Origin of the sequence: Ideonella sp. (genome assembly GCF_035254525.1) — a bacterium.
Classification (GTDB): Bacteria; Pseudomonadota; Gammaproteobacteria; order Burkholderiales; family Burkholderiaceae_C; genus Ideonella.
Map to the genome: position 1 here is coordinate 21,637 of NZ_DATFAN010000050.1, position 10,631 is coordinate 32,267.

Sequence of the window (10,631 nt, forward strand, 5' to 3'; positions counted from 1 at the left end):
GCCTCTTTCGCGAACCCTGTCGGCGACGCGGTCGCCCGCCCCGTTGATGGGCGATCATCCCGCCCTACCCACCAGGAGGAACGCATGCCCCAGGCCCCCCGGCTCCCGACCGCCTTGACGGCGGTCGCCATCGCGGCGTCCACGGCCGCAGCCGCTGCCGCGGCACCCCCGCCCGCCGAGCGGCGCAGCACGCTGGACGACCAGCAGTCGGTCGCGATCACGATCTACAACGAGGACCTCGCGCTGGTGAAGGATGTGCGCAAGGTGCTGCTCGACGAGGGCGCGAACCGCATCGCGCTGCGCGACGTGAGCGGCCGCATGCGGCCCGAGACCGCGCAACTGCGCAGCCTCAGCGCGCCGGGCTCGCTGACGCTGCTCGAACAGAACTTCGATTTCGACCTGCTCACGCCGGGCAAGCTGCTCGAGAAGTACGTGGGCCGCACGGTGCGCATCGTCAAGACCCACCCGACCACCGGCGCCGAGACCAGCGAGACCGCGCAGGTGCTGAGCGCGCAGGAAGGCGTGGTGCTGAAGATCGGCGACCGCATCGAGACCGGTGTGCCCGGCCGCATCGTCTTCGATGGCGTGCCGTCCAACCTGCGCGACCGGCCGACGCTGGTCAGCGACCTGGTCAGCCGCCGCGCCGGCCCGCAGGACCTGGAGTTGTCCTACCTGACCGGCGGCCTGTCGTGGAAGGCCGACTACGTGGCCGAGCTGAACGCCGACGATTCCGCGCTGGAGCTGAACGGCTGGGTCACGCTGCACAACCAGAGCGGCACGGCCTACGCCAACGCGAAGCTGCAGCTGGTGGCGGGCGACGTGAACCGCGTACGCGAAGAGATGGACATGGCCAAGGCCGAACGCCGCGTGATGACCACGGCCGCGGCAGCACCGGCCCCGATGGCGCAGGAGGCCCTGTTCGAATACCACCTGTACACGCTGAACCGGCCGACCACGCTGGCCGACAACCAGACCAAGCAGGTCGCGCTGCTCGGCGCGAGCGGCGTGCCGGTGACCAAGGAGCTGCTGCTCAACGGCGCCGACTACTACTACCGTTCCAGCGTCGGCGAGATCGGCCAGAAGCTCAAGGCCGGCGTCTACGTCGAATTCGCGAACCGCGAGAGCGCCCACCTCGGCCAGCCGCTGCCCAAGGGCGTGGTGCGCGTCTACAAGCGTGACAGCGCCGGCAACGCGCAGTTCGTCGGCGAAGACCGGATCGACCACACGCCGAAGAACGAGACCGTGCGGCTGCACCTGGGCGATGCCTTCGATGTCACGGCCGACAAGAAGCAGACCGACTTCCGCCGCCGCGAGCCGGCCAACAAGGCCAGCTACGTGATGGAGAGCGCTTACGAGATCGTGCTGCGCAATGCCAAGCCGGAGGCGGTGACCGTGACGGTGCGCGAGCCGATCCCCGGCGACTGGCAGATGCTCGAGCAGTCGCAGCCGCACAAGAAGGTCGCCGCCGGCACCGCGGAATGGCGGATCAAGGTGCCTGCCGAGGGCAGCACCACGCTGAAGTACCGGGTGCTGGTGCGGTACTGACCAGGCTCAGCGGCGGCCCGCCACGGCTGCGTTAGGCTGGGGCATGCCGAACGCCGCGCCGACGAACCCGCCGCCCTCCGCGCCGCCGGCCCCGGCCTGGCACGAGGACGCCCACCTGCGGCACACCGCCGAGCTGGCCCGCCAGCTCGGCGTGCAGATGGACGCCGGCCTCGCCGCCGACGAGGTTGCTGCGCGCCAGGCGCGGCACGGCCCCAACCGGCTGCCCGAAGCCCCGCCCAGGCCCGCCTGGAAGCGGCTGCTCGACCAGTTCCGTGACTTCATGATCCTGGTGCTGCTGGCGGCGGCGTTGCTGTCCAGCGTCATCGGCGACCTGGCCGACACGCTGGTGATCGTGGTCATCGTGCTGCTCAACGCCGCGATCGGCTTCTGGCAGGAGTGGCGCGCCGACCAGGCCATGCAGGCCCTGCGCCGCATCGCGGCGCCGCAGGCCACGGTGCGGCGCGGCGAGGGCCAGGTGCAGGTGATCGCGACCGACGAGCTGGTGCCCGGCGACGTGGTGCTGCTCGAAGCCGGCGATCTGGTGCCCGCCGACCTGCGGCTGCACGGCGTCGTCCGGCTGCGCGTCGACGAGTCGGCGCTGACCGGCGAATCGGCCACGGTGGAGAAGGTGCACGGCCCGCTGCCCGAGGGCGAGCGGCCGCTGGGCGACCGCGTCAACATGGCCTACAAGGGCACGCTGGTCACCCACGGCCGCGCCGAGGGCCTGGTGGTGGCCACCGGCGCCGCCACCCAGCTCGGCCAGGTCGCCACGCTGCTGGGCCAGGCCGAGAGCCGCGCCACACCGCTGCAGCAGCGCCTGGCCGCGTTCGGCCGCCGCTTGTCGATCGTCGTGCTGGCGATCTGCGCGCTGATCTTCGCCATCGGCGTGCTGCGCGGCGAGCCGGTGCTGCTGATGGCGCTGACCTCGATCAGCCTGGCCGTCGCGGCGATCCCCGAGGCGCTGCCGGCGGTGGTCACGGTGCTGCTGGCACTGGGTGCGCGGCGCTTGGTCACGGTGAATGCGCTGGTGCGCCGGCTGCCGAGCGTCGAGACGCTGGGCTCGGTGACCGTCATCTGCTCCGACAAGACCGGCACGCTGACGCAGAACCGCATGCAGGTGCGCGAGCACCGCGCCTGGGGCGGCGACGACGGCGCGCTGTGGACCGCGATGGTGCTGTGCAACGACGCGCGCCCCGCGGCCGACGGCTGGCTCGGCGACCCCACCGAGACGGCGCTGCTGCAGGCCGCGCAGGACGCCGGGCTCGACGTGGCCGCGCTGCAGCGCGGCTCGCCGCGCCGGCACGAATGGCCCTTCGACGCCGAGCGCAAGCGCATGGGCACCTTGCACGGCGCCGCCGGCGGGAGCTGGCGCGCCTACGTGAAAGGTGCGCCCGAATCGGTGCTGCCGCGCTGCCGCGGCGAGGGCGTGGACGATGCGCTCGCCACCGCCCACGCCTGGGCGGCGCAGGGCATGCGGGTGCTGGCCGTCGCGTGGCGCGATGGCCATGAGGACGTGGTCGCGGTCGAGGCCGACGCGTTCGAGCGCGGGTTGACGCTGATCGGCCTGGTCGGCCTGATCGACCCGCCGCGGCCCGAGGCGCGTGCCGCGGTCACGGAATGTCTGGCGGCCGGCGTGCGGCCGGTGATGATCACCGGCGACCACCCGGCCACCGCGCTGGCGATCGCGCGCGACCTGGGCATCGTCGGCGACGGTGACGACGCGGTGCTGACCGGCGCCGAGCTGGCCCGCATGGACGAGCCGGCGCTGGCGGCCGCGGTGCCCCGCGTGTCGGTCTACGCGCGCACCGACCCGGCGCAGAAGATCCGCATCGTGCAGGCGCTGCAGGCCGCCGGCCAGTTCGTCGCGATGACCGGCGACGGCGTCAACGACGCACCGGCGCTGCGCCAGGCCGACATCGGCGTCGCGATGGGCAGGGGCGGCACCGACGTGGCGCGCGAGGCCGCGAGCCTGGTGCTGCTGGACGACAACTTCGCGACCATCGTCGGCGCGGTGCGCGAGGGCCGTCGCATCTTCGACAACATCCGCAAGTTCATCCGCTACGCGCTGACCGGCAACTCGGGCGAGGTCTGGGTGCTGTTTCTCGCGCCGTTGCTGGCGCTGCCGATCCCGCTGCTGCCGATCCACATCCTGTGGGTCAACCTGGTCACCGACGGACTGCCCGGCCTCGCGCTGGCGGCCGAGCCGGCCGAGCGCGGCGTGATGCAGCGTCCGCCGCGCCCACCCGGCGAGAGCGTGTTCGCGCACGGGCTGTGGCAGCACGCGCTGTGGGTGGGCCTGCTGATCGGCGCGCTGTGCCTGGGGGTGCAGGCCTGGGCCCTGGAGGGTGACGGCGCCGAGGCCGGCCGCGGCCGTGCGCAGACGATGGTCTTCACCGTGCTGACGCTGGCGCAGATGGCACACCTGCTGGCGATCCGATCGGAAAGCGCCTCGCTGTGGACGCAGGGCCTGGGCAGCAACCTGCCGCTGCTCGGCGCGGTGCTGCTGACGCTGGCGCTGCAACTGGCCACGATCTACCTGCCGTGGCTGCAGCCCGTGTTCCACACCCATGCACTGTCGGCCACGGAGCTGGCGTTGTGCATCGGCCTGTCGGCCGTGGTGTTCGTGGCCGTCGAGATCGAGAAGTGGTGGCGCCGGCGCGCGGCCGGCGCTCGAGTCCCGGCCTTCAGCGCACGCTGATCTCGCGCGCGCCGACCTCGCGCACCTCGATGTCGATCACCTCGCCGGCCGGGGCGGTGCGGCGGCGTGCGGCCCTCGGCTGCGCCGGTGCACGGCCGTCGGCCGCGCGGGCCCTGAGCCACGCCATGCGCAGCAGCAGGCCCGCGGCCAGCAGCAAGCCGATCACCAGCGCGCCGGCCACCAGCGCCAAGCCGGCCAGCGCGCGCAGCACGCGACCGACGAAGAGCACGTATCGTTGCAGCATCACCGCAGGCCTCATTCGTCCTGGCCGCCGAAGATGCCCAGCAGCATCAGCAGCGACTGGAAGACGTTGTAGATGCTCAGGTACACCCCCAGCGTGGCGCTGATGTAGTTGGTCTCCAGGCCGTCCTGCACGCGCTTGAGATCGTGCAGGATGAAGGCCGAGAAGATGCCGATCGCGAGCACCGACAGCGTGATCATCAAGGCGCTGGACTGGATGAAGAAGTTCGCGATGCCCGCGACCAACATCATCACCGCGCCGATGAACAGCCACTTGCCCATCGCGCTCAGGTCGCGCTTGATGACCGACGACAGCGTCGCCATGCCGAGGAAGATCGCGCCGGTGCCGGCAAAGGCGGTCATGACCAGGCTGGCGCCGTTGCCCAGGCCCAGCACCACGCCGACCAGACGCGACAGCATCAGGCCCATGAAGAAGGTGAAGCCCAGCAGCACCGGCACGCCGGCGGCCGAGTTCTTGGTCTTCTCGATCGCGAACATGAAGCCGAACGCGCCGGCCAGGAACACGATCAGCCCGACGCCCGGCGTCATCGCCCGGGCCAGGCCGGTGGACACGCCAATCCAGGCGCCCAGCACGGTGGGCAGCATCGACAGCGCGAGCAGCCAGTAGGTGTTGCGCAGCACACGGTTGCGCTGCGCGGCCGGCAGCGCCTGGCCGCCGGCGAAATGGTCCGAGACCATCGGTTGGAGCTTGTTCATCGCGGGTCCTTCCAAAGGAAGAGAGGTTCGAGACTGCAATCTAGCGGTCTCGATGCTCCGAGAAAAGTCGTATGTCTCGTAATACGAGTTCGCCAAAACCGCATCAATGGGCTGCCGCACGTGCCAGCCGCTTGCTGCGCGAGCGGATGTTGAGCGCCTCGACCGCCAGCGAGAAGGCCATCGCGGCGTAGATGTAGCCCTTGGGCACGTGCATCTCGAAGGCCTCGGCGGTCAGCGCCATGCCGACCATCACCAGGAAGGCCAGCGCCAGCACCTTGACCGACGGGTGGCGGTCGACGAAGTCGCCGATCGGCTTGGCGGCGAACAGCATCACGCCCACCGCCGCCATCACCGCCGCGATCATCACGCCGATCTGGTCGACCATGCCCACCGCGGTGATCACCGAGTCGAGCGAGAAGACGATGTCGATCACCGCGATCTGGCCGATCACGCCCCAGAACATGCCGCGCCGTGCGGCGGCCGAGGGCGTTGCGGTCTCGTCCGGGCTGTGCTCGTCGCGCGCCTCGACCTCGATGAAGATCTCGCGCGAGGCCTTCCACAGCAGGAACAGGCCGCCCAGCAGCAGCACCAGGTCGCGCCCGCTGATGCCCTGGCCGGCGATGCTGAACAGGTCGGCCGTCAGGCCCATCACCCAGCTCAGCGACAGCAGCAGCATCACCCGCGTGACCATCGCGAAGCCCAGGCCCAGCCGGCGCGCCGCGTCGCGCTGGGCCGCCGGCACCCGGCCGACGAGGATCGAGATGAAGATGATGTTGTCGATGCCCAGCACGATCTCGAGGCCGGTGAGCATCGCGAAGGCGATCCAGAGGTTGGGGTCGAGCAGGAAGTCCATGGCGGGGCGCGGTTGAAGCTGCGAAGACAGCGGACTGTAGGCAGCGCCATCGTTAGCGTAAAGTCGAGATTCGCGCGACGAAGATTCGAGAAAACCGAATCGTTGACCACGTCGCCTGCGGTACATCGATGAATTTCAAGCACCTGCACTATTTCTGGGCCGCCGCCAAGGCGGGCGGCATCGTTCGTGCCGGCGAGCAGCTGCACATCTCGCCGCAGACGCTGTCGGGCCAGATCAAGTTGCTGGAGGACCGCCTGGGCTGCGCGCTGTTCCGCAAATCGGGCCGTGGGCTGGAGCTGACCGACGAGGGCCGGCTCGCGCTCGGTTATGCCGACCAGATCTTCGCGCTCGGCGCCGAGCTGGAAGCGCGTGTCGGCAAGGCCGCGCGCAGCGGCGAACACGCGTTGGACTTCCACGTCGGCATCGCCGATTCGGTGCCCAAGGCCGTCGCCTACCGTCTGCTGGAGCCGGCACTGGGCGTGTCGGAGCATGTCCGGCTGATCTGCCACGAAGGCCAGTTCGCCGACCTGCTCGGGCAGCTCGCCGTGCACCGGCTGGATCTCGTGATCGCCGACGAACCGATGAGCCGTCAGGTCAGCGTGAAGGGGCGCAGCCACCTGCTCGGCTCGACCGCGATGAGCTTCTTCGCCGGGCCCACGCTCAAGCGCAGCCTCGAAGGCGAGTTCCCGCAGTGCCTGGACGGCGCACCGATGCTGCTGCAGAGCGCCGCGTCGGCGATGCGCCAGCGCTTCGATTTCTGGCTCGCCGCCCACAAGATCCGCCCGCGCGTGATCGGCGAGTTCGACGATGCCGCGCTGATGAAAGCCTTCGGCGGCGAGGGCCGCGGCGTCTTCATGACCCCGACCGTGCTCGAATCGGAGACTTCCGCGCAGTACGGCGTGCGCGTGGTCGGCCGCACCGACGAGCTGGTCGAGGAGTTCTACGCCATCACCGTCGAGCGCCGCAGCCCCCACCCCTGCATCGCCGCCATCACCGAGCGGGCGAGCAGCCAATTGCTGGGCGCCTGAGGTCCGGGTGGCGCCGGGCAGGTGCGCCGTTTGCTCCTGCCGGCAGGATGCAGTGGAACGATCTCGACCCCTGGGGACACTGGCTGTTGGCGGCGGCCACGCTGATCGCCGCCTCGCAGCTGGCCCACCGCCTGATGCGGCCGGTGGTGCGGCGCGCGGCGGCCTGGTCGCCGGTGCTCGCGGCCATCGTGCGGCGCGGCGACCGGCCGATGCAATGGGTGCTGCCCTTGGCGGCGTTGCAGGTGCTCTGGCAAGGCTTGCCCGAGGCGCTGCCGGGCGCCGGCCTCGTGCAGCATGCCAACGGCGTGCTGCTGATCTGCGCCCTGACCTCGCTGGGCCTGGCCGCGGTGCGCGGCACGGCCGACGGCGTGATCGCCCGCTATCCGGACGACCTGGCCAACAACCTGAGCGCGCGGCGCGTGCGCACCCAGACCAACGTGCTGGCGCGCATCGGCTCGGGTGCGGTGCTGGTCGCGGGGCTGGCGTTCATCCTCATGTCCTTCCCCCGGGCCCACCAGATCGGCGCCAGCCTGCTCGCCTCGGCCGGCGTCGCGGGGCTGGTGGTCGGCCTGGCGGCGAAGTCGGTCGTCGGCAACCTGCTGGCCGGCCTGCAGATCGCGCTGGCGCAGCCCATCCGCATCGACGACGTGCTGATCGTCGAGGGCGAGTGGGGCCGCGTCGAGGAGATCACCGCCACCTACGTCGTGCTGCGCATCTGGGATGACCGGCGCCTGATCATCCCGCTCGGCTGGTTCAGCGAACACCCGTTCCAGAACTGGACGCGCACCACCGCCGATCTGCTCGGCTCGGTCTTCCTCTGGGTGGACTACGCCCTGCCGCTGGAGCCCTTGAGGGCACAGGCGCGCCGGCTGTGCGAGGCCTCGCCGAACTGGGACGGCCGCGTCTGCCTGGTGCAGGTGACCGAGGCCAGCGAGCGCGCCATGCAATTGCGTGTGCTCGTCAGCTCGAGCGCCTCGGGCCCGAACTTCGACCTGCGCTGCGAGCTGCGCGAGGGGCTGCTCGGCTTCATCCAGCGCGAGTATCCGCAGGCTTTGCCGCGCCTGCGCAGCGACCTGCATCCTCCCCTGCAGCCCTGAGACCGGTTACCCTCGCGGGACCCATGCACAAGACCTCCTCGAATCACGACGGCGGCCAGGGCCAGGCGCTGCCGAACCTTCCGAATCCGCGACACGCCGCTCGCCTGCCGCGACACATCGGAAGAACCGAGTTCAATCGCCTGCGCCAGGCCGCCTGGGCCCTGCCGCAGGTCGTCAAGCCGGCCGACTACCTGCCCGAGAACAGCCCGGGCTTCGAGGAACACCTCGACAAGCTCGGCTTCGTGCTGCTGCAAAAGGCCGCCGCCGGCCAGCGGCCCAGCCGCTGGCTCGACCCGGCGCTGATGGATGCCGCGCTGGTGCACCTCGACGCGGTCGGCACCGGGCCGGACGCACGCGCGCTGATGATCGAGCGGGCCACGGCGCTGGAGGCCGCGGCGGTCTCGCGCCGCGCCGGGCAGTGGACCCGTCTGATCCGCCACACCCTGCCCCTGCCGCACAGCGACTGGCGCGTGCCGGTGCTGTTCCGCGTGCCGGTCGACGCCGACATCGTCTGGGCCTTCTACCGCACCGGCGACGAGGCCGCGCTGCACGCGGCGCTCGGCCCCCCGCCCCACTACCCGCACGCGGCCGAGCTGATCGCGCACATCGAGACGCTGGTCGAGCGCAGCCGGCAGCTCAACCCGCGCCACCTGGAATCCCTGCAGCCGCGGCTGCAGGCCGAGTGCGCGGCCACGCCGGCGCTGGTGACCGACCCGAACGCGCTGGACATGCTGAAAGCCGCCTGCGACCGCGGGCAGGACCGCTGGGAGCACCAGGTCACCGAGCTCGACACGCTGGACAGCCTGCACAGCGAGCTGGCCTTCCACGGCTACCCCGACACCTTCGACAAGGCCCGTCGGCTGCAGCGCAGCGTCACGCTGTACGTCGGCCCGCCCAACAGCGGCAAGACCCACGCCGCGTTCGAGCGCCTGGCCCAGGCGCTGGACGGCGCCTACCTCGCGCCGCTGCGCCTGCTGGCACTCGAAGGGCGTGACCGGCTGGTCGCGCGCGGCGTGCCCTGCTCGCTGCTGACCGGCGAAGAAAACGTGCCGGCGGCGGATGCGCGCGTGGTCTCCAGCACGATCGAGATGGTCAGCACCAGCAGGCCGATCGACGTGGCGGTGATCGACGAGGCGCAGATGATCTTCGACCCGTCGCGCGGCTGGGCGTGGACGCAGGCCATCGTCGCGGTGCCGGCCAACGAGGTCATCATCATCTGCTCGTCGTACGCGGTGGCGGCGATCGAGAAGCTGCTCGGCCTGTGCGGCGAGCGCTGCCAGGTCAAGCGCTTCGAGCGCAAGCAGCATGTGGAGCGGCTGACGCATGCGGTGCCGATCTCGGCGTTGAAGAAGGGCGACGCGGTGGTCGCCTTCAGCCGGCGCGACGTGCTGATGCTGCGCGACCAGATCGCCGCCGGCGGCCACCCCGTGTCGGTGATCTACGGCGCGCTGCCGCCGGAGGTGCGGCGGCGCGAGGCCGAGCGATACGCCACCGGCGAATCGCACATCCTGGTCGCGACCGACGCGATCGGCATGGGCTTGAACCTGCCGATCCAGCGCGTGCTGTTCAGCACGATGAACAAGTTCGACGGCGTGTCCGACCGCGCGCTGAACGAATCCGAAGTCCACCAGATCGCCGGCCGCGCCGGGCGCTACGGCATCCATGAGGAGGGCTTCGTCGGCGTGCTGAAAGAGGCCGAACCGAGCGCGGCGCGGGTGCTGAAAGAACTACTGCCCAAGCCGCCGCGCGCACCGCGCGATTTCAAGGCACCGGTGGCGCCCAACGGCTGGCACATCGACACGATCGCCTCGCGCCTGCACAAGTCCAAGCTGCGCGAGGTGCTGGGCGTGTTCGTCGAGCAGCTCAAGCTCGATGACGCGCACTTCGCGGTCGCGGAGCTGGACGCGATGCTCGAGCTCGCCGAGCAGCTCGACCGCCACGCCGGCAACCTGAGCCTGCGCGAGCGCTTCATCTACGCCCAAGCCCCCGTCGACACGCGCACCGAGGGCCAGGTGCAGGAGTTCCTCGACTGGGCCTGGCAGCACGCCAGCACCGGCCACGTCGGCGAGCCCTGGTTCCTCGGCGCCGTCAGCGGCCACAGCCGGCTCGATGCGATGGAGCAGGCGCTGCGGGCCTGCTCGCTGTGGCTATGGCTGGACCTGCGCTTTCCCAACATCTACGGCCACGTGGACGAGGTGCTGGCGCTGCGCGCCGAGCTGAACGACGGCATCGAGCGGCAGCTCAAGGGCAAGCGGCCGCTGGCGCAGCGGCGCGGTCGGCGCTGATTCAGGTGGGCGGCCGCCAGCCCAGCCCGGCAGTCGTGCCGCCGGGCTGCGCGCCGCGGCTGGGCCGGTACTCGCAACCGACCCAGCCATCCCAACCGCACTGCGCGGCCACCTCGTCGATCACGCCGAACAGGTAGGCGTAGTTGAGCTCACCCACGTCGGGCTCGT

The 10,631-nt window shown here is 70.9% G+C and carries 8 protein-coding genes and 1 pseudogene; 5 read left to right on the top strand and 4 right to left on the bottom strand.

What is annotated here, in order from left to right:
- Window positions 1-84 precede the first annotated feature (84 nt).
- Both VJ693_RS04675 and VJ693_RS04680 read left to right on the top strand, forming a co-directional pair.
- A complete protein-coding gene (locus tag VJ693_RS04675; RefSeq protein ID WP_324152307.1) occupies window positions 85-1,545 on the top strand; it encodes a DUF4139 domain-containing protein in 1,461 nt (486 codons plus the stop codon).
- A gap of 43 nt (window positions 1,546-1,588) precedes the next feature.
- Window positions 1,589-4,243, top strand: coding sequence for a cation-translocating P-type ATPase (locus tag VJ693_RS04680; RefSeq protein ID WP_324152308.1), 2,655 nt, complete (start codon window positions 1,589-1,591; stop codon window positions 4,241-4,243).
- Here the strand turns inward: VJ693_RS04680 and VJ693_RS04685 are convergent.
- The 3 genes from VJ693_RS04685 to VJ693_RS04695 form a co-directional block, all read right to left on the bottom strand.
- The gene (locus VJ693_RS04685; RefSeq protein WP_324152309.1) at window positions 4,230-4,490 is read right to left on the bottom strand and encodes a hypothetical protein; all 261 of its coding nucleotides are present in this window, start codon (window positions 4,488-4,490) and stop codon (window positions 4,230-4,232) included. The two genes, VJ693_RS04680 and VJ693_RS04685, sit on opposite strands and share 14 nt — an antisense overlap.
- Before the next feature lie 8 nt (window positions 4,491-4,498).
- Window positions 4,499-5,200: a Bax inhibitor-1/YccA family protein gene (locus VJ693_RS04690; RefSeq protein WP_414652228.1), complete on the bottom strand. Its 702-nt coding sequence runs from the start codon at window positions 5,198-5,200 to the stop codon at window positions 4,499-4,501.
- Between the two features lie 103 nt (window positions 5,201-5,303).
- Window positions 5,304-6,053, bottom strand: a complete 750-nt coding sequence (locus VJ693_RS04695) for a TerC family protein (RefSeq protein WP_324152310.1) — start codon at window positions 6,051-6,053, stop codon at window positions 5,304-5,306.
- Between the two features lie 128 nt (window positions 6,054-6,181).
- On the opposite strand from VJ693_RS04695, the gene nhaR reads away from it, so the two are divergent.
- From nhaR to VJ693_RS04710, 3 genes are read left to right on the top strand one after another with little or no spacing between them, the layout of a single operon-like run.
- The gene (gene nhaR, locus VJ693_RS04700) at window positions 6,182-7,081 is read left to right on the top strand and encodes a transcriptional activator NhaR (RefSeq protein ID WP_324152311.1); all 900 of its coding nucleotides are present in this window, start codon (window positions 6,182-6,184) and stop codon (window positions 7,079-7,081) included.
- A gap of 47 nt (window positions 7,082-7,128) precedes the next feature.
- Window positions 7,129-8,178 carry a mechanosensitive ion channel family protein gene (locus VJ693_RS04705; RefSeq protein WP_324152312.1) on the top strand — a complete coding sequence of 350 codons (1,050 nt, stop codon included), beginning with the start codon at window positions 7,129-7,131 and terminating at the stop codon, window positions 8,176-8,178.
- A 23-nt stretch (window positions 8,179-8,201) separates the two neighbouring features.
- Window positions 8,202-10,463, top strand: a complete 2,262-nt coding sequence (locus tag VJ693_RS04710; protein WP_324152313.1) for a helicase-related protein — start codon at window positions 8,202-8,204, stop codon at window positions 10,461-10,463.
- A 1-nt stretch (window position 10,464) separates the two neighbouring features.
- Here the strand turns inward: VJ693_RS04710 and VJ693_RS04715 are convergent.
- Window positions 10,465-10,631 (bottom strand): annotated as a pseudogene (locus VJ693_RS04715) (hydroxypyruvate isomerase); the annotation flags it as partial.

Excerpts from the sequence above, each read along its gene's own strand:
- VJ693_RS04710 (WP_324152313.1), top strand. The coding sequence starts at position 8,202 with ATGCACAAGACCTCCTCGAATCACGACGGCGGCCAGGGCCAGGCGCTG.
- nhaR (WP_324152311.1), top strand. The coding sequence starts at position 6,182 with ATGAATTTCAAGCACCTGCACTATTTCTGGGCCGCCGCCAAGGCGGGC.
- VJ693_RS04705 (WP_324152312.1), top strand. The coding sequence starts at position 7,129 with ATGCAGTGGAACGATCTCGACCCCTGGGGACACTGGCTGTTGGCGGCG.
- VJ693_RS04675 (WP_324152307.1), top strand. The coding sequence starts at position 85 with ATGCCCCAGGCCCCCCGGCTCCCGACCGCCTTGACGGCGGTCGCCATC.
- VJ693_RS04680 (WP_324152308.1), top strand. The coding sequence starts at position 1,589 with ATGCCGAACGCCGCGCCGACGAACCCGCCGCCCTCCGCGCCGCCGGCC.
- VJ693_RS04695 (WP_324152310.1), bottom strand. The coding sequence starts at position 6,053 with ATGGACTTCCTGCTCGACCCCAACCTCTGGATCGCCTTCGCGATGCTC.
- VJ693_RS04690 (WP_414652228.1), bottom strand. The coding sequence starts at position 5,200 with ATGAACAAGCTCCAACCGATGGTCTCGGACCATTTCGCCGGCGGCCAG.